An 18,271-nucleotide genomic window follows, 5' to 3' on the forward strand; every position below is an offset into this window, starting at 1 on the left:
CGCGCCGGCCGGCGTCGGCTCCGCCACCCCGAGGACCCCCACCAGCACCGACGGGTACGCCCCGCGCAGCGCGCCGACGTGCCCAAGATCCCCGCGGCCACCCGGCCCGGTGAGGAAGACCAGCGTGTCGCCGAGCCGGTCCTGCCGCAACCGGCTCATCGCCGCCCGCAGCACGTCGTCCCCGCCGTCGGCCAGCTCCACCGCGGCGAGCCGGTCCAGCGGCCCGCCGGCGCCGGCCGGATCCCCGTCGGCGGGTACGACCAGCAGCAGGCTCACCGGCAGGTCCTCCCGGACCGCGGCGGCGACCACCGACGCCGCCGCCTCGCAACCGGACTCGAAGGACTCCGCCACCCCGCCCACCCGCTCCGGGTGCGCGGCCGCCCGGTTGTCCAGCACCACCACGATCCGGGGCAGGCTGGTGTCTACGTTCTCCCGGACCATCAGCTCGCCGACCCGGGCGCTGGTGCGCCAGTGCACCCGGCGCAGCTCGTCGCCCACCACGTACTCACGCAGCGAGTCGAAGGTGATCGAGCCGTGCGGCACGCTGTCGGTGCGGCCGTCGAGGCTGCGCCCCGCCCCGGTCGCACCGCGCGCAGCGAATGGATGCGCGGGTGCACCCAGACCGGCACCGTGCCCCCGTAGGGGCGGGCCAACGCGACGAGCCCGAGCGGGTCACGCCGGGTCACCCGCAGCGGACCGACCGGCACCACCCCCCGGCGGCGGTCGGCACGTCGTAGCGGACCGTGGTGTCCCGGCCGGGACGCAGCCGCAGCAGCGGCACCGGCACCAGCGCCGCCCCACAACGGTCCTCGGCGACCAGGTTGGCCGCCCGCAGCGCCCCGTGTTGCGTACGGTCAGCGTCATGCTGGCCGGCTCGCCGCGGGCCACCCGGTCCGGGTCGGCGCTGCGCTCCACCGCCAGCCGCGGCCGCCACGCGGCGGTGACCAGAGCATGCCCGACCGCGACGGCGGCCGCCGCGCCGAGCACGGTCAGCTCCGGATACGCGTACCGGAAGCCCACGCCGAGCAGCACGACGGCGGCGACGAGCAGCCCGACACCACGGGCGGTGATCCCCACGGCTCAGCCGTGCACCGGGGCGGGCTGACCGGACGGCAGCGGCACCGGCACCGAGGCGACCGCCTGGCGCAGCACCTCGGCGGCGGTCACCCCGCGCACCTGCGCGTCCGGGGTGAGCAGCAGCCGGTGCGCGAAGACCGGCTCGACGAGGGCCTTCAGGTCCTCCGGCATGATCCAGCCCCGCCCGTCGATCAGCGCGTACGCGCACGCCGCCCGGGTCAAGGCGATCACGCCCCGGGGGCTGACCCCGACCCGCACCTGGGGATGGGTTCGGGTGGCCGCGGCCAGCCGGACCGCGTACGTGTAGAGCGGCTCGGCGATGTGCACCCGGCGGGCCATCCGCACCATCTCCCCGAGCGTGGCGGTGTCGGTGACCGCGCTCAGCGAATCGGGGGAGCGGACGGTGGCGCCGCGCAGCACCTCCACCTCGACCGCCTCGTCCGGGTAGCCCACCGAGAGCTTCACCAGGAACCGGTCGAGCTGGGCCTCCGGAAGGCGGTAGGTGCCGTCCATCTCCACCGGGTTCTGGGTGGCCACCACCAGGAACGGCTGCGGCACCGGATGCCGGACGCCGTCCACCGTGACCGTCCGCTCCTCCATCACCTCCAGCAGCGCCGACTGGGTCTTCGGCGACGCCCGGTTGATCTCGTCGGCGATGACGATGTTCGCGAAGACCGGGCCCGGGTGGAACTCGAAGCCGCGGGTGGCCTGGTTGAAGATGGTCACCCCGGAGACGTCCGACGGCAGCAGGTCGGGGGTGAACTGGATGCGCCGCCACTGACCCTTGACCGTGGCCGCGATCGCCCGGGCCAGCGTGGTCTTACCGACCCCGGGCACGTCCTCGAGCAGGACGTGCCCTTGGGCGAAGAGCGCGGTCAGCGCGAGCCGGACCACCTGTGGCTTGCCCAGCACGACCGCGTTGACGTTCTCGGCCAGCCGGGCGGCGAGGGCGGCGAAGCCCTGCACCTCCGTCTGGTTGAGCGGCTCGGGGGTGTTCACGTGCGCGAGTGCTCCTCGGCTGGGTGGCGCGGTCAGCAGGTGGGCAGGACGTTGATGTTGTCGCCGCCCTCCAGGTTCAGCCAGGCCCACGGGATGTAGTTCCGTCCCGAGTAGTCGACCTGCACCCACCAGGTGCTGCGCTTGTTGTCGTTGTAGATGTAGGCGTAGACCTCTTCGCCCTGCTTCTTGCAGTACGCCTTGAGCCGCGTGCCCGGCTTGGCCCAGCCGACCTGTTTGGCGTTGAGCTGCTGCGGCACCGAGAAGACCTCGTTGCCGTTGCGGCCGTCCACGTCCGCGTTGCAGTACGTCGCCTCCGGGCCGGACGCGCCGTTGTTGCAGGTGGCCACGCCGTACAGCGGGTCGGTGGGCTGGGCGCGGGTGGCGGTGCCCTTGCCGGCCGCGTTGCTGGCGGTAACCGTCACCGTGTACGCAGTGCCGGGCGTCAGCCCGGTCACCCGCAGGCTGGAGCAGCTTCCGTTCGCGGTCCGCCCGCCGGTGGCGGCCGAGCAGGTGGCGTTGCCGCCGCCTGCGTCCACGGTGAACGACACGGTCACCGAGGTCGCGTCGGCCGACGAGCCGGTCACGGTGATCCGGGGTGCGGCCACCGTCCGGGCCGTCGTCGACGCCTCCGCGCCGGGCCCGGCCTCGTTGACCGCCTTCACCTTCACCGTGACGTTCTGCCCGTCGCCGAGCCCCCTGACCGTGGTCCGGACGTCGGTCACCTCACTGGTCTTCCCGCCGGCGTCGACCAGGTACTTCGTGACCGGGCGGCCGTTCTCCACCGCCGGCGACCACTGGACCGCGATCGTGCCGGGCTGGTCGGCCACCGTGGTGGCCCGCAGGTCGGCCGGCGCGGCCGGAGCGGTGAACGGCACTACGGTGTTGCTGACCGGGGAGGCCGCCGACCCGGCGCCCTTGTCGTTCACCGACACCACGGTGAACGCGTACTGGGTGCCGTACTCCAGCTCACCGGCGGGGATCACCAGCTCCGTCTTCGTCGACTCGCCGGCCGGGGCGGTGGCGCCGGCCGAGGCGGTGGTGACCGCGTACCGGGCGATGGTGTTGCCCTGGCCGTTGGCTGGGGGCCACTTCACCAGCACGGTGCCGTCCGGGCGGGCCTCGGCGGTCACGCCGGCCGGCGGGTCGGGCACCGCGGCGGTCGGGGTGACCGGGTTGCTCTTCCGGGCCGGCCCGTCGCCCTTCGCGTTGACCGCGTGCACCGAGAACGTGTACGTCTCGCCGTTGGTCAGCCCGGTGATCTCCACCGCGCGCTGGTTGGCGCCCACCTCGTGGCGCTGGTCGGCGCCCTCCACCACGTACCTGGTGATCTCGGCGCCGTTCGCGGCGGCCGGCCGCCAGCTCACCCGGGCCGAGGCGTTGCCGGCCGCGGCGGTGACGGCGCGCGGCGCGCTCGGCTTGCCCACCCGGGGCTTCTTCGGCGGGGGCGGCGGCGGGGGCGCCGGCGGCGGGTCGCCGCCGAGCACGTCGTTGGCGTACTTGTTGACCTCGCGCACCTGGTTCCTGTCGTCCACCACCCGCGCGGTCGCCGAGTTCGGCGCGTTGATGAAGAGGTGGTTCTCCCGCACCTCCAGCTCCAACGGACCCGAAGCCCCGGAGCCCTTGATGGTGTCGACCAGCTTGCCGTCGGCGTCGAACGAGTACACCGTGCCCGTCGCCTCGTCGGCGCAGTAGAAGCGGTCCGCCCAGGCCACCGCCGGGCTGAGCCGGTCACCGGCGCCCGGGACGGTGAACTGCCGCACCTCGCCGCCGTCGCGGACCACGTGCACCCGCCGTTCGCCGGCCACGGTGACCGGCACCTGGGGACCGGTGGTCCGCGCGGGCAGGGCGCCCGGGGCCTTCATCGCCAGGTCGGCCCGCTGGGTGCGGCCACCCCGGACCGTCACCAGCGACGCGGAGGTCCGGTCGAGCACCGCGACACCATCGTCCAGGGTGGAGACCGCCAGCTCGTGGCTGGGCTCGGCCACGTCGTACGTCTGGACCAGCTTGGGACTGAGGCCCGCCGGCGGCGCGGCCCCCGGCGTGGCGGGCAGCTCCGCCACGGTGATCGCCGAGACCGTGCCCTCGCTGGGCACCGCGATCCACAGTCGACCCTCGCCGTCGAACGACCCGCCGGTGATGCCCGGCGGGTAGCGCACCGGCTCGCCCACCGGGGTCAGCGAGCGCGGGTCGAGCTGCCGCACGATGCCCTGCACCGCGTCCACCACGAACGCCGCGTCCTCGTGCAGCGCGACGTTCACGCCGAAGCCGGGGGTGGTGGGAGTGGTCGCGGTGATCTGGAGCGTGGCCAGGTCCAGCGAGCTGACCTGGCCGGTGTTCAGGTCGCGCAGGATCAGCAGCCGGTCGGTCTGGGTGACCTGCACCTGGTGTCGCCGGGCGCCGGGGACCTCGACCCGGGTGTCGACCCGCGCGGTGACCCCGTTGACCCGCGCCAGCTCGCTGCGGGTGGTGCTCCACAGCCAGGAACTCGCGTCGTAGTTGGCGACCGCGTTGTCGGCGGCGCCCAGCCCGAGGACGGTCAGCCCCATGGCGACCAGCAACGCCGCCACGGTGCCGACGGTGACCAGCCCACCCCGCATCCGGGACCGGGGTCGGGGCGTGTCCACCCCGGTGCTCGCGACGTCCTCGATGGTGGCCACTGCCGGCTGCCTCCCGTGTCGGTGCGGGGAGACGTGCCGTGCGGCGACGGCCCTCCCCAGAGCCGGGAGACATCATATGGGCCGCTCCGACGCGGGGGAACCCGCACCGTCCCGCTGTGGACACCCAGCGTGTTGCAGGTGGACCGTCGGTCAGCCCGGCGGGTTGGCGGCCTCCCGGTCGGTGCAGACCTGACCCGAGGTGGCGAACGTGTCCGTCGAGTAGACCGCGAGCACCGTGAAGCAGTAGTCCAGCTTCCCGTTCAGCCCGTTGACCGTGTAGCTGGTCTGCCCCGGGTCCACCGTGGCCATCACCCCGAGCTTCTGCCCGGCCCGGCCGCCGGCCACCATGAACGGCACGCCGCCGCCGGTCGGGTCCGTCCAGGTGATGGTGATCGTGGTGGTGTCGTCGCGCAGCCGCAGGTCACCCGGGGGCGCGCCGGTCGCCACCGGCTTCGCCCGGGTCGGCCCGGGTGCGGGCGCCGGCGCCGCGTCGCGGTTGAGCAGCACCGCGCCCACGCCGACCACGGCGGCCACCGCCACCACCGCGACGCCCGCCGCCACGGCGATCACCGCGCGGTTGCGGCCGCCCGGCTCGGGCTCCTCCACCTGCGGGTACGCGGGCGGCTGGTGGAACGGCGCCGGCACCGCCGGCCACCCGCCCTGCGCCGGGTACGCCTCCGTCCCAGGCGCCGGGTCGGCCTGCCGGGGCTCGGGGAACTCCAGCAGGTCGTCGTAGACCGGCAGCGGTGCCGGGGCGGCGGACTCGGCCGCCGGCGCGGGCCCGGGCAGCGGATGCCGGTCCGGTTCGTCGGCGTCCTCCGTCGAGGGGTCCGGTGCCACGTCGGCCGGCGGGTCCAGCGGCTGCGGCGGCGCGGCGCTGCTCCACGGCGGCGCGGTCAACCCCCACAGCGGTACGGGCGACCGCGCTGACCGGGGCCACGGCCGGGCGGCCCGCTCACCGGCGGCGGGCCCACCGGGTGACCCGTCCCGCCGGGGTACGGATTCACCGGGTCCACGCCGGGTGGTCCGCTCACCGGGTACGCCGGGTGCCCCGGCGGGCCGCTGACCGGGTAGGCGGGCGTCGGGCGGCGCGCTGACCGGGTGGCTCGGGCCGCCAGGCCCGGCGGGGTACGGGTTCGCCGGGCCGGCACCGGATGGCCCGCTCACCGAGTACGCGGGTGTCGGCGGCGCGCTCACCGGCGGAAAGGAGGCCGGCGGGCCGCTGATCGGTTGGGTCGGTGCCGGCGGGGCGCTCGCGGGTACGCCGGCGACGGGCGGAGTGCTCAGGGGCGGCGTGCCGACGGGCGCCGCGCTGACGGGCGGGCTGAACGGCGGTGCGCTGGCAGGCTGCGTGGCTACCGGTGGAGCGTTGATTGGTGGGGCGCTGACCGGCGCGGCGGCGACCGGCGGGGCCGGCGGAGTGACGATCGGTGGGGCTGGCGGCGGGGTCGGTGCCGCCGCGGCGGCCCGGTCTGCCTCCTCCCGCAGCAGGGGCGCGATCTGCTGCACCTGCACCGTCGGCTTGGCCCAGCCGGGCGCCGGGGTGCCCGGCTGCTGCTGCTCGCTTCCGCCCGCGGCGGCCCCGTTGCAGAGGGCCGACTCGCCGGGGACGGCGGGTCGGGGACCGGCCGCGGCGTTGACCGGGGGCCGGTGGTCGCCGGGGGACTGGCGAGCGACGTGGGCGGGGCGGAGATCGGCGTCGCGGCGGAGACGGGGGGGACCCGAGGTCGGCGCGGGAAGGCCCGACGCGGGCATTCTGCTCCTGGTCTACGCCAGCGAGGAGATGAGAGACGCCTACAGCTCCTGGATGCGCGACATCCAACCCTTGCGCGACCTCCTTGACGAAGTGCCGGAAGACAAAGCGTGGTACGGCTGGCCGGAGGTAGCAGACGAATTCCGAGATAAGGCGGATGGCATCCACCGATCGTTACACGAGCTCTACGTGGTCGCTCGTAGGGAGTTGGCCTAACTGACTGCGCGCCTGCTCCGTTCCGTCCTAGCCATCCCGTCGGCCTTCGTCCGCACACGGTGGAGTGGGTAGGGCCTGCCCGGTCAAGGTGGAGCACACCACCGTCTGAACGACCTTGACCGGGCAGGCCCTACCCGCTCGGCTTTGCCCGGACGGAGGTTGTCGGGATGGCGCCAACCATCCCGGAGTGCCTGAGGACCCCGCCGGAGGCACTGCCATTGTCCCGTTCAACATCGAAGCCCCGGATCTGCCACTACCCATGGCGGCCCGGCTTCGTCGTATGTCGCGCCGCCGGCGGGCTGCAACCGTCGCGCTGGCGGCCGAAGGCCAGAGGCGCGGCGGCGGGCCATCGGCCGGCCCAGGTTCGGCGCGCGAGCGGCCCGCGACGCGGGCGCCTTGATAGACGTACAGAAAGTCCTCCCACACCGGCCGGCAGCCGGCCGTCCCGCCCCGGCCGCAGGAGTCACGACCGGTTGACGTGTCGGTACCCGGTGCTACTCTGACGCTCGTCGAGCACGCCAGCGCGGCCTTCCCGCCGGATCGCTGGACTCGACGTCGGAGATGCCGAGCGGTCTTCCTGCCGCTGATGCGGGCCACGTCCCGCCGGCTCTCGATCGCACCGGCCGAAGTGCCGGCTTCTCGAATCCGTTGAGCGGCCCAGCACGGCCTTCCCTGCCGTCCACGATGGCCCGGATTCGCTCCCCTCCACGGGTGGGGGCAGCCTGCGGCAACCCGCCGGATGCCGATATCCCAGGCTCCCCACCCGTGCCGGCCCATTCGCCAGGTTCACGAGCGTGAAAGGACATGACCCATCGGCGGGAAGTGGCACGGCCACGGTTCCGCCCTCCGGCGTCAGCCGCCCTCTCGGCGGTGCCAGGAGACACGACGAACACCACCAGCGGACACCCGTCCACGGCTGGTGGTGCTTCGTCTCCCGTCCCTGCCACCCCTTGAAGAGGAGACAGTCGTGTCCACCACTCCGCTCGCCCTGTACCGACCTGGCCTCGCTGTCGGCCGGGACGCCCAGGTCCTGCACCGCGCCGCCACGCCGGAGTTCTCCGGCTGGCTGGAGCACACCCGCCCCGCCGGCGGCTGTGCTCGCCCGATCCGCCTCACCGGCACCCTCGCCGCCGTCGACCGGAACACCGCCCGCATCACCGGCCAGCTGCACACCGACGAGCTGCCCGACCGCACGCTCTACAAGGCGTGCGGCAACCGCCGCGAATCGGTGTGCCCGGACTGCGCCTGGGTCTACCGGGGCGACGCCTATCAGCTCACGCGCTGCGGCCTGACCGGCGGAAAGGGCGTCCCTGACTCGGTCGGTCGGCACCCGGTCGTCTTCGCCACCTTCACCGCCCCGTCCTTCGGCCCGGTCCATCACCGGCACGTCGCCCGCCACACCTGCCGCAGCCGGCAGCGCTGCGACTGCCGACCCGCACCCTGCCGCGCCCGCACCAACACCGGGACCTGCGCGCACGGGCAGCCCGCGGCGTGCTTCGCTCGCCACGAGGCCGACGATTCGCGGATCGGTCAGCCGTTGTGCCTGGACTGCTACGACCACGCCCACCAGGTCGTGTGGAACTACTTCTCGGGGGAGTTGTGGCGGCGCACCAAGCAGGCCATCGAACGTCACCTCGCCGCCCTCTGCCGCAAGCGCGGCATCCCCTTCGTCCGGGTCGTCACCGCCTCGGGCAAGGTCCGATGGGTGCCGCCCGTGCGCGTGTCCCACGGCAAGGTCGCCGAGATGCAACGCCGGGCAGCGGTGCACTTCCACGCCCTGCTGCGCCTCGACGGCGTCGACCCGGACGACCCGGGCGCCCTCGTGCCGCCGCCGGCCGGCATTACCCTCGACGACCTGGAAGACGCGATCCACGTCGCCGCCCGGCAGATCACCGTCACCACGCCCGCCCACCCCGACCGGCCGGAAGGTTGGCTGGTCGCCTGGGGCGAGCAGGTCGACGTGCGGCGTATCAACACCGCTGGCGGTGAGCTGACCGACGGCAAGGTGGCCGCCTACCTCGCCAAGTACGCCACCAAGGCCACGGAAGCCACGGGCCACTCCTTCGCCCGGCTCACCCCGGCCACGATCGACGACTGCGCCGATCCCGAAGGCGACCACGTCGCCCGCCTCATCGACGCTTGCTGGCATCTCGGCCGCGCCACCGACACCGACACGACCGGCGGCGCCGCAACCGCTGATGACCGTCAAGGCGGCCTTGACGCCAAACCCAACATCTACGGCGGCTTGCGGCGCTGGGCGCACATGCTCGGCTTCGGCGGCCACTTCCTCACCAAAGCCCGCCGCTACTCCGTCACCTTCGCGCTGCTCCGCGAAACCCGCGCCACCTACCGGCACGAAGAGGACGACGAAACCGCCGACACCATCACCGTCGGCACCCTCACCTACATCGGCTCCGGCTGGCTCTCTGAGGGAGACGCCCTGCTTGCCAACACCGCCGCGCGACAGCGGCGCGAGAGCATACGCATCGGCCGGGAGGAACTCGCCCACGAAGCCTGGCTCACCGGGGCCGCCGCATGAGCCATGACCTCACCCCGCGCTGGTACTCCCCAGCAGAAGTCGCCGTCCTGCTCGGCTTCGGCATCTCCAAGGTCAAGATGAAGATCGCCATCGGCGAGCTGCGCTCCATCAAGGACGGCAAGTACCGCCGCATCCTCCCCGAATGGGTCGACGACTACATCCGCGAGCAGGTCGAACGCCAGGAGGCCGCCTGATGCCCGGACGTGCCCGTGCCAACGGCGAGGGGTCGATCTTCCCGTACCGGAACGGCTTCGCCGCGTACGTCTGGGTCGAGAAGCCGGACGGCAAGCGGGGTCGAAAGTGGGTTTACGGCAAGACCCGCGAGGAGGTCCACGACAAGTGGATCAAGCTGCACGGTCAGGCGAAGGCCGGTCCTGTGGCGACACGCTCCCCGACGGCAGGGGGTTCGCCGGCTACTGGCTGCGCGAGATCGTCAAGCCGAACTTGGCCCCCGGCAGCTACGTCACCTACGAGGTCGTGGTCCGGCTCTACCTCGTGCCGGGGCTGGGTCGGAAGCGGCTCGACAAGCTCCGGGTCAGCGACGTGCAGACCTGGATCAACGAGGTGGGGCGGACGTGCCAGTGCTGTGCCCAGGGCAAGGACGAGGGGCGCAAGCCAGCCCAGCGTCGCTGCTGTGCCCTCGGCCGCTGCTGCCGGGATCTGCCCTCCGCGACCAGCGTCACCCACCTGCGGACCGTGCTCCGGACGCTGCTGTCCCAGGCGATCACCGAAGGGCTGATCACCCGCAACGTCGCATCCCTGGTGAAGCTGCCCCCGGTACGGAAGCGCAAGCGGAAGGCGTGGACGAGCGACGAGGCGCGGCGCTTCCTGGAGTCGGCCCGCGCCGACGACGACCCGCTCTACGCCGCGTACGTCCTGGTCCTGGTGCTCGGTCTGCGCAAAGGCGAGATGTTGGGGCTCACCTGGGCGGACGTCGACCTCGACGCGGGGGAGCTGACCATCGACCGGCAGCTCCAGCGGGTCGGTGCCGAACTGCTGCACCGCGAGACGAAGACGGCCGCCTCAGATGCCACCCTGCCGCTGCCGGACATCTGCACCGTGGCGCTCGGTCGCCGCCGTGTCGCCCAGACCACCGCCCGGGAGGCCGCCGGCCCGGCCTGGCAGCCCTCGGATCTCATCTTCACCACCCGCTACGGCCGGCCGGTTGAGCCACGGAACTTCAACCGCTTCTGGGACCGCCGCTGTGAGGCGGCCGGCGTTCGGCGGATCACCGTCCGGGACGCCCGGCGGACCTGTGCCTCGCTCCTGGCCGACCTGGACGTGCACCCCCGGGTGGCGATGCAGATCCTCCGGCACGCGCAGTTCGCCATCACCATGGAGATCTACACGGTGGTCTCCTCGGCGGCCACCCGCGACGCCCTTAAGCGGCTCGGCCAGACGCTCGACCGGTGAGGGGTGGGCATGCCGCCGCCCAGTAGGGCATGCGCGGCCAGGATTGCGGCCACGCTTCCAGGCGCATGACTATTCGCAGGAGGCTTGCCTCAAACGCGGCCTCGTCAAGCTCGCCTCCCCGGCGGCGGGACCACAACTCGCTCAGGTCATCTTCGATGGCACCCAGTTCGATGAGTCGGTCGGCGCAGGCGAGGCTTCTCTGACGTGCCTCGGCCGGGCTGCCGGAGCTGGTGGTCATCTTGTCTGCGACCACGGTCAGTGTGCAGCGTGCTTCTGCCGTGATGCCACGGCCGGCGGTCTCGACTGCCCGCAGGGTCCCTTCGGGCCCTTGAACGATCTCGACGAACAGGCCGAGCAGCCGCGAATTGCGCACGAGCGGTCCGTCCGTCATCGTCCGCCCTCCAGCTGTTCGGTCCGCCGCCGCTTCGGAGAGCATCCCCGACACGGAAGTCAGGCTGGCGGTTGGTCCACTGCTGTACTTCGCTGCTGTACCGGCCCCGATCATGGCAACAGCGGCCCCGGACGGGACCGCTGACCTGCGGAGGAGTGGGCCGCCAGGGACTCGAACCCTGAACCTATGGATTAAAAGTCCACAGCTCTGCCATTGAGCTAGCGGCCCGCCCGCTCAGGCTACCGGAACCCGCTCGGACGAGCCTTCCGGCTTCCCGCCGCCCGTCGATGTCCGGCCGCCGAGGCCGAGCGACCGCGCATGCGGGCGAGCCGCTCGACGATGGCCCGTGGCGCCGTGGCCGGCCAGGCTGGGAGCCATGACATTGCTGCGTACGGCCGTGCTGGCCGGGGCGACGCTGACGACCGGGCTGATGGCGGGGCTGTTCTTCGCGTACTCGTGCTCGGTGATGCCGGGCCTGGCCGCGACCGACGACCGGACCTTCGTCGGGACCATGCAGTGGATCAACCGGCGGATCCTGAACGGCTGGTTCCTGGCCGCCTTCCTCGGGGCGGTGCTGCTGCTCGCGCTGGCGGTGGCGCTGCACCTCACCGGCGCTGGCCGGGTGCTGGCCTGGACCGGGGCGGCGCTGGTGCTCTACCTGGCCACGCTGGTGATCACCATGCGGTGCAGCGTGCCGCTGAACGACCGGTTGGACGCCGCCGGTCCGGTGGACCGGATCGCCGACCTGACGGCGGTCCGCGAGCGCTTCGAGGCGACCTGGGTGCGCTGGAACCTGGCCCGCACGGTCACCACCGTGGCCGCCTTCGCCTGCCTGATCGGCGCCCTGCTGACCCGCCGCGCCTGATCACCAGCGACTTCACGTCGGCGATGTGGCGGTGTCCGACCGGCCGGGATGCCGCCACATCGCCGACACGGCGCGGGGCGGGCCGGCATGCCTCGGCCCGCCCGGGGAACCGGGACGGGCATGAGGATGAGCAGTACGCCCGCCGTGGCCGCGTCGAGCGAGGAGGTCGGCGCGGACGGCGTACGGCAGCCGGGCGGCGAGGTGCACGCCTGGCTGCCGGGGCAGAACCAGACCGTCTGCGGGCTTCCGCTCAGTCGTACCCGGCTCCGGCGCTTCCCACACGTGCCGTTCGACTACGCCTCGACCGACGTGCTCACCCAGGCCGACCCGGTCGGGTTCATCTGTCCGCGCTGCCTCGCCGCCACCCAGGGACGCCGCCGGCAGGAGAAGAACTGGGTACGCCACTCGCCCCGGCCGTGAACCTTCCGGGGGTTGGAGTCCGGTTCAACGGGTACCGCAGCCGGTATGCGGATCGTGATCGTCGGGGCCAGCGGCAACGTCGGGACGGCGGTGCTGCGCCGGCTGCGTCAGGAGTCCGGGCTGGAGCTGGCCGGGGTGGCCCGCCGGCTGCCGGGGCCGGACGCCGGTGAGCCGTACGACCGGGTGGAGTGGCACTCCTGCGACATCGGGGCGCCCGGCGCGACCGAGAAGCTCTCGGCGATCTTCGCCGGGGCCGGGGCGGTGCTGCACCTGGCCTGGCAGATCCAGCCCAGCCACGAGCAGCGCACCCTGCATCGGACCAACGTCGACGGCAGCCGGGCGGTGACCGACGCGGTCGTCCGGGCCGGCGTCCCCGCCCTCGTGTGCGCGTCGTCGGTCGGCACGTACGCGCCCGGCCCGAAGGACCACCCGGTCAGCGAGCGCTGGCCGGCGACCGGGGTGCCCGGATCGTCGTACAGCCGGGACAAGGCGGACGTGGAGGCGCTGCTCGACACGGTCGAACGGGAGCACCCGGAGCTGCGGGTGGTCCGGCTGCGCCCGGGGCTGACCTTCCAGCGGGACGCCGGCACCGAGATCACCCGCTACTTCCTCGGGCCGCTGGCCCCGGTGCGGCTGCTCCGGTACGGCCGGATCCCGCTGGTCCCGACCAACCGCCGGCTGCGGATGCAGGCGGTGCACGCCGACGACGTCGCCGACGCGTACGCGAAGGCTCTGCTGGGTGAGGCACGCGGCGCGTTCAACGTCGCCGCGGACCCGGTGCTGACCCCGGAGCTGGTGGCCCGGCACTTCCACGGCTGGACGGTGCCGGTCGCCGCCCCGGTGCTGCGCGTCGCGGCGGCGCTGACCTGGCGGGCGCGGCTGCAACCGGTCGACGCCGGCTGGGTGGAGCTGGCGCTGAACGCGCCGCTGATGTCCAGCCACCGCGCCGAGACGGAGCTGGGCTGGACGCCGAGGATCGACGCTCTGACCGCGCTCAAGGAACTCTTCGCCGGCATGGCGGGCGCCGGGCACACCGCCGCCCCGCCCATGTCGGCGACCCGGACCTCCCCGGCCGCCCCGGCGGCCTCCGCAAGGCCCGCACCCCGGGCCACGGCAACCCCTACTGACGTACGCCCCGCCGGTCGCCGCGGGTGCGGTCGTTGCTGACGAAGAAGATCGCGCCGCCGCCTAAAGCTCCGCCGCCAGCGGGCGTGCGGTCAGGTGTGCGAGAGGGCGAACGCGACCAGGAAGCCGAGGACGGTGATCAGGCCGACCAGGAGGTGGGCGTCCTCAAACGCCTCGGGGACCATCGTGTCGGTGATCATCGCGAGGATCGCCCCGGCCGCCAGCGCGGTGATGGTGGCGAGCACCGCAGGCGGAGCGCCGCCGAGCAGCGCGTATCCGGCCAGCGCCGCCGCGCCGCTGACCAGGGCGATCGCCGCCCAGAGCAGGAAGACGTACCGCCGGGAACGGCCGGCCCGGCGCATGCCCGCCGCGCTGGACAGGCCCTCCGGCACGTTGCTCAGGAAGACCGCGACCACCGTGACCAGGCTGACCGGGCCGCCGGCGAGCAGACCCGCGCCGATCACCACCGACTCCGGTACGCCGTCCAGCAGCGCGCCGACCGCGATGGCCGTACCCGAGCCGGGCTGCTCCTGTTCGGAGGGCTGCACGTCGCCGGATCGCTTGCGGTGCCGGGCGCCGCGCCGGGCCAGCAGGATGTTCGCCACGGTGTACGCCAGCGCCCCGACCGCCGCGCCGAGGGCGGTGGGCAGCAGGCCAGCCTGCTCGTACGCCTCGGCGACCAGGTCGAAGGAGACCGCGCTGAGCAGCAACCCGGCGCCGAACGCCATGATCGACGCGATGACCTTCCGGGGCACCCGGGCGAAGAACCCGGCGACCGCCCCGATCAGCAGGGCCGAACCGGCCAGCAGACCCCACAGTCCCGCTTGCAACCACTCCGGCATTCGCAGGACCGTACCCCAGCGCGGGGGCGGCGGAACCGTCAGAAGTCGGCGAAGAGGTACGGCACCTCGCGGGGGAAGATGCGGCGCAACTCGGCCGCCGCGTCCGCCGGCACGTCGCCCAGGTCCCGGATGTCGACCTCGGCCGGGTCGAGCACCCCGTACGCGAGGGCGGAGAGCCCCGCGGCGGTGAGCGTCGCGGTCGGGACGCCGGCCCCGGCGGCGTCGCCGGGCCGCAGCTCCAGCCGGCCGGTGGCGCCGTCGAGCAGGTGCGTACCGGCCAGCCAGCGGTCGCCGACCAGGTCGACCCGGACCCGACCGGCTCCCGCCGGCAGGCCGGTCAGCGCGTCCAGGGAGAGCAGCCGGGCCATCGGAGCCGGCGACCCGGGCCGGGACACCCGCGCCTCGACGTGCACGGCCAGGTCGGTGAGCCACAGCTCGGGCGGTTCGTCGGCGGGGAGCTGGACCCGGATCCGCTCGACCTGGTCGACGTGCCGGGCGAAGAACTGCAACAGCAGCGCCCGGGCGTACGGGTCGGTGGCGAGCAGGTCGTCGGCGAGCAGCTCGCCGCCGTGGTCGTCGATCCGGTAGGTCACCGCGCCGACCGTGCTGCCGTCGACCACGGCGGTGAGCAGCCAGCGGTCGTCCCGGTCGCGTAGCCCGACGGCCCGGAAGTCGGGGAAGACCGCGAAGCCGTGCCGCTCGTGCAGGCAGCGTTCGGTGAATGCCCGCCAGGTCGGGTACCCCGCCCCGACCCGCTCCCAGACCACCTCGCCGGGCAGTTCGGCGCGGAGCAGCGGCCCGAGGTCGGCCGGGGTGAACGTCGCGGTACGCGCCCGGGGCAGCCCGACGTAGCCGAAGCGCTCGTAGAACGACGCCCGGAACGGGTACAGCGCGGTGAGCAGGTGCCCCTCGTCGCGCATCTCGTCGAGGAGCTGGTGCAGCAGCGCCCGGACGTGGCCGCGCCGGCGGGCCAGCGGATGGGTCGCCACCCCGGCGACGCCGGCCATCGGCAGGACGGCGCCGCGGAGGTTCTGCCGCATCGGGATCGCCGTGACGGCGGCGACCGCCGTGCCGTCCTCGTCGGCGACCAGCGTCCGGTTGCCGGCGTTGTAGGGGAGGTAGTCGCGGAACTCCGCCACCCGGGACGCGGCCAGCGGCGACGCCTCGAAGGCGTACGCCTGGAGCGGGAAGCTGGTGGCCAGGCGTTCTTCGGCGGCCAACCGACGGATGATCACGCCTCATCCCAACCCGGGCCGGTGGCCGGCGCAACCGCTTTCGCCGGCCCCGGGACCGGTCAGGCGTCGGCGACGTCGGAGACGACCACGGTGACGTTGTCCGGCGCGCCGGCCTGGTGGGCGAGCTTGACCAGCTGCTCGCCGCACTGCTGGCGGTCGCCGTACGTGCCGAGCGCGGCGGCGATCGCCGGGTCCTCGACGTAGTCGGAGAGGCCGTCGCTGCAGAGCAGCAGCCGGTCGCCGGGGAAGACGGTGAGCACCCCGATCGCCGGGGGCGCGTCCGAGCCCTGCACGGCCCGGGTGACCAGGGACCGCTGCGGGTGGTGCCGGGCCTGGTCGGGGGAGAGGGCGCCCTGGTCGACCAGCGCCTGGACGAAGGTGTCGTCCCGGGTGAGCTGGGTCAGCTCCCCGTCCCGCAGCAGATAGCAGCGGGAGTCGCCGACCTGGGCGAGGACCAGGGTGTCCCCGGCGAGCAGGGCGGCGGTGAGCGTGGTGCCCATGCCGTCGCGGGCCGGGTCGACCGTGATGGCGGCCCGGATCCGCTGGTTGGCGGTGCTCACCACGGCCCGCAGCGCGTCGGCGGCCTCGTCGGCGCCGGTGGGCGGGGTCAGCTCGTCCAGGATCCGGATGACGATCTCGCTCGCCACCTCGCCGGCGGGGAGACCACCCATGCCGTCGGCCACCGCCACCAGGCGGTCACCGGCGAGGGCGGAGTCCTCGTTGTTGGTCCGGACGAGGCCGACGTCGTTGAGGATGGCCGAGCGGAGGATGAGCGTCATGGGTCAAGCTTGCCAAGAAGACCCTGCCGCCGTCTCTACGCACTACTGCGTAGGGTGTGAGAAATGATGCCGGTGTCCATGGTCGGGCGCGCCGGCGAGCTGGCCGAGCTCGACCGGGCGTGGGCCGCCGTGGTCTCCGGCCGCCGGCCGGCGCCCACCGTCACCGTGATCACCGGGGCCGCCGGGGTGGGCAAGAGTCTGCTGGTCGCGGCCGCCCTGGAGGGCTTCACCCCGCGGCCGGCGGTGGTCCTCGCCGGCGCCGCGCGGGTGCACGACCCCGCCCCGTACGACTGGTTGGCGGCGGTGCTCAGCGGCCGGGACACCAGCGGCCTAGACCTGCCGCCGGACGCCCTGGCCTGGCTCGCCCAGCAGCCCACCGCGCCGCGCGAACGCTACGCCCCGGGCACGCTGCTGCGGCTCGCCGTCCGCACGGTCCGGCTGCTGGTCGGGACCGGCCCGGCGGTGCTGGTGGTGGAGGACCTGCACGCCCTCGACCCGGCCAGCCTCAACCTGCTCGGCGAGCTGGCCGCCGCCCCGGAGCTGCCGGCCCTGCTGGTGGTGGCGAGCCGTCCGCCGGCCGACGCGGTGGCGCCGGACCTCACGGTCCGCGCGCTGGCCCGCCTCTGCGGGGTACGCGGCGCGGTGCGCCAGCACCTCGCGCCCCTCACCGCGGCCGAGGTGGCCGAGGTGCTTACCCAGGTGTACGACGGGACGCGCCCCGCCGAGACGGTGGTGGCCGCGGTCTGGCGGCGGACCGGCGGCAACCCGTACGTGCTGACCGAGCTGCTCGCCGCGCACGCCGGGTCCGGGCCGGACGGTCTGGTCCACGAGCCGCTGCCGGAGCATCTGGTGCCCCGGCCGGCGACGCCGCCGGACGCCGAGCTGACCGGCCGGGAGATCGAGGTGCTGGGCTGCCTGGTCGCCGGGATGTCCAACAAGCAGGCCGCCCGGGCGCTCGGCATCTCGGTGCGGACGGTCACCGTGCACGTGTCGAACCTGCTCCGCAAGACCGGCTCGGCGTCGCGGACGGAGGCGGCGCTCTGGGCCGTACGCCACCGGCTGCCGGTGGCCGCGCCGCCCGGCTGACCGGTCAGCGGCGCGGGTAGCGCAGCAGCAGGCTGGCCCAGACCTCGTCGTCGCCGACGGCGGCGTAGCTGTGCGGCACGTCGGAGGTCCAGCGCAGGTGCCCGCCGGCCGCCGCGGTCAGCGGGGCGTCCACCGGCCCGGCGCGCAGCACGCCGGAGAAGACGGTGACGTGCTCGGTGACCCCGGCCTGGTGGGCGGGGGAGAGCTGGCCCGGGCCGGGCGCCACCCGCATCCGGTACAGCTCGTACGTCGCGTCGCTGTCGGTGAAGACCTCCAGCAGGGTGGCGCTCACCGCCGCCCCGCGTACGGTCGGCGTCTCGGCGGGCCCGGAGAGGACGGCGGTGAGCGGCACGCCGAGCTGCGCGGTGACCGCGTACAGGGTCTCCAGGGTGGGGTTGCGGGTGCCGTTCTCCAGGCCGGAGAGGGTGGCCTTCCCGACGCCGGCCAGCCGGGCCAGGGTGGACAGCGAGATTCCGCGTTCCTCGCGCAGCGCCCGCACCCGCAGGCCGACCGTTCCGGGTGCGGGGTCACGAGCTGGTGGGGGCGACGCCATGCCGCTATGGTGCTACACGTCGTCGTTCCGTAAACGGAACAGCCGGTGGAGGGGGGCGGATGGCGGGCCGACTGCAACCGGTGCTGGCCGGCGTCGTGACGGCCCTGGTGGGCTTCGCCAGCTCGTTCACCGTGGTCCTCGCCGGGCTGCGGGCGGTCGGCGCCGACGACGCGCAGGCCGCCTCCGGGCTGCTGGTGCTCTGCGTGGCGGCCGGCCTCTGCGCGGTCTGGCTCGGGCTGCGGCACCGGCTGCCGATGGCCATCGCCTGGTCCACCCCGGGCGCGGCGCTGCTGGTCGCCACCGGCCCGGTGCCCGGCGGCT

15 protein-coding genes, 1 tRNA gene and 2 pseudogenes are annotated in these 18,271 nt (G+C 74.0%); 8 read left to right on the top strand and 10 right to left on the bottom strand.

Annotated elements, in window-relative coordinates; genetic code table 11:
* The 4 genes and pseudogenes from JNW87_RS19415 to JNW87_RS19430 form a co-directional block, all read right to left on the bottom strand.
* Window positions 1–1,077 (bottom strand): annotated as a pseudogene (locus tag JNW87_RS19415) (DUF58 domain-containing protein); the annotation flags it as partial.
* Window positions 1,078–1,080: 3 nt separating this feature from the next.
* Window positions 1,081–2,076, bottom strand: coding sequence for a MoxR family ATPase (locus tag JNW87_RS19420; protein WP_109802417.1), 996 nt, complete (start codon window positions 2,074–2,076; stop codon window positions 1,081–1,083).
* A 32-nt stretch (window positions 2,077–2,108) separates the two neighbouring features.
* A complete protein-coding gene (locus tag JNW87_RS19425; protein ID WP_255544079.1) occupies window positions 2,109–4,673 on the bottom strand; it encodes a fibronectin type III domain-containing protein in 2,565 nt (854 codons plus the stop codon).
* 210 nt (window positions 4,674–4,883) lie between these two features.
* Complete coding sequence (locus JNW87_RS19430) at window positions 4,884–5,633, bottom strand: hypothetical protein (protein WP_109802419.1); 750 nt, start codon at window positions 5,631–5,633, stop codon at window positions 4,884–4,886.
* A 2,036-nt stretch (window positions 5,634–7,669) separates the two neighbouring features.
* On the opposite strand from JNW87_RS19430, the gene JNW87_RS19435 reads away from it, so the two are divergent.
* From JNW87_RS19435 to JNW87_RS19445, 3 genes and pseudogenes are all read left to right on the top strand, one after another.
* Complete coding sequence (locus JNW87_RS19435; RefSeq protein ID WP_109802722.1) at window positions 7,670–9,241, top strand: replication initiator; 1,572 nt, start codon at window positions 7,670–7,672, stop codon at window positions 9,239–9,241.
* Window positions 9,238–9,435, top strand: a complete 198-nt coding sequence (locus JNW87_RS19440; RefSeq protein ID WP_109802723.1) for an excisionase family DNA-binding protein — start codon at window positions 9,238–9,240, stop codon at window positions 9,433–9,435. Before JNW87_RS19435 ends, JNW87_RS19440 begins: the two co-directional genes overlap by 4 nt.
* Window positions 9,435–10,654 (top strand): annotated as a pseudogene (locus tag JNW87_RS19445) (tyrosine-type recombinase/integrase). Before JNW87_RS19440 ends, JNW87_RS19445 begins: the two are co-directional and overlap by 1 nt.
* Here JNW87_RS19445 and JNW87_RS19450 read toward each other — a convergent pair.
* Both JNW87_RS19450 and JNW87_RS19455 read right to left on the bottom strand, forming a co-directional pair.
* Window positions 10,623–11,090, bottom strand: a complete 468-nt coding sequence (locus JNW87_RS19450; protein WP_238454167.1) for a hypothetical protein — start codon at window positions 11,088–11,090, stop codon at window positions 10,623–10,625. The pseudogene JNW87_RS19445 and the gene JNW87_RS19450 sit on opposite strands and share 32 nt — an antisense overlap.
* Before the next feature lie 111 nt (window positions 11,091–11,201).
* Window positions 11,202–11,273 (bottom strand) — tRNA-Lys (locus tag JNW87_RS19455).
* 148 nt (window positions 11,274–11,421) lie between these two features.
* Here JNW87_RS19455 and JNW87_RS19460 point away from each other — a divergent pair.
* The 3 genes from JNW87_RS19460 (at window position 11,422) to JNW87_RS19470 (ending at window position 13,497) form a co-directional block, all read left to right on the top strand.
* Window positions 11,422–11,910, top strand: coding sequence for a DUF1772 domain-containing protein (locus JNW87_RS19460; protein ID WP_109802749.1), 489 nt, complete (start codon window positions 11,422–11,424; stop codon window positions 11,908–11,910).
* A gap of 126 nt (window positions 11,911–12,036) precedes the next feature.
* Entirely contained in the window at window positions 12,037–12,330 is a 294-nt protein-coding gene (locus JNW87_RS19465; protein WP_236647994.1) for a hypothetical protein, read from the top strand.
* Window positions 12,331–12,375: 45 nt separating this feature from the next.
* A complete protein-coding gene (locus JNW87_RS19470; RefSeq protein WP_238454168.1) occupies window positions 12,376–13,497 on the top strand; it encodes an NAD-dependent epimerase/dehydratase family protein in 1,122 nt (373 codons plus the stop codon).
* Between the two features lie 50 nt (window positions 13,498–13,547).
* On the opposite strand, the gene JNW87_RS19475 is transcribed toward JNW87_RS19470, so the two are convergent.
* From JNW87_RS19475 to JNW87_RS19485, 3 genes are read right to left on the bottom strand one after another with little or no spacing between them, the layout of a single operon-like run.
* Complete coding sequence (locus JNW87_RS19475) at window positions 13,548–14,297, bottom strand: ZIP family metal transporter (protein WP_238454169.1); 750 nt, start codon at window positions 14,295–14,297, stop codon at window positions 13,548–13,550.
* Between the two features lie 38 nt (window positions 14,298–14,335).
* Window positions 14,336–15,532: an enhanced intracellular survival protein Eis gene (eis, locus tag JNW87_RS19480; RefSeq protein WP_109802726.1), complete on the bottom strand. Its 1,197-nt coding sequence runs from the start codon at window positions 15,530–15,532 to the stop codon at window positions 14,336–14,338.
* Window positions 15,533–15,591: 59 nt separating this feature from the next.
* On the bottom strand, window positions 15,592–16,311 hold the full coding sequence (locus tag JNW87_RS19485; RefSeq protein WP_109802727.1) for a PP2C family serine/threonine-protein phosphatase: 720 nt from the start codon (window positions 16,309–16,311) through the stop codon (window positions 15,592–15,594).
* 63 nt (window positions 16,312–16,374) lie between these two features.
* Here JNW87_RS19485 and JNW87_RS19490 point away from each other — a divergent pair, with 63 nt between their 5' ends.
* Window positions 16,375–17,397: a helix-turn-helix transcriptional regulator gene (locus JNW87_RS19490; protein WP_109802728.1), complete on the top strand. Its 1,023-nt coding sequence runs from the start codon at window positions 16,375–16,377 to the stop codon at window positions 17,395–17,397.
* 4 nt (window positions 17,398–17,401) lie between these two features.
* On the opposite strand, the gene JNW87_RS19495 is transcribed toward JNW87_RS19490, so the two are convergent.
* The gene (locus JNW87_RS19495) at window positions 17,402–17,950 is read right to left on the bottom strand and encodes a helix-turn-helix domain-containing protein (RefSeq protein ID WP_109802729.1); all 549 of its coding nucleotides are present in this window, start codon (window positions 17,948–17,950) and stop codon (window positions 17,402–17,404) included.
* A gap of 59 nt (window positions 17,951–18,009) precedes the next feature.
* Between JNW87_RS19495 and JNW87_RS19500 the strand changes: the two genes are divergently transcribed.
* Window positions 18,010–18,271, top strand: a 262-nt coding sequence (locus JNW87_RS19500) for a benzoate/H(+) symporter BenE family transporter (RefSeq protein ID WP_238454170.1), incomplete at its 3' end; no start/stop codon positions are given.

It is taken from the genome of Micromonospora sp. ATA51, from assembly GCF_016802855.1.
Classification (GTDB): Bacteria; Actinomycetota; Actinomycetes; order Mycobacteriales; family Micromonosporaceae; genus Micromonospora; species Micromonospora sicca.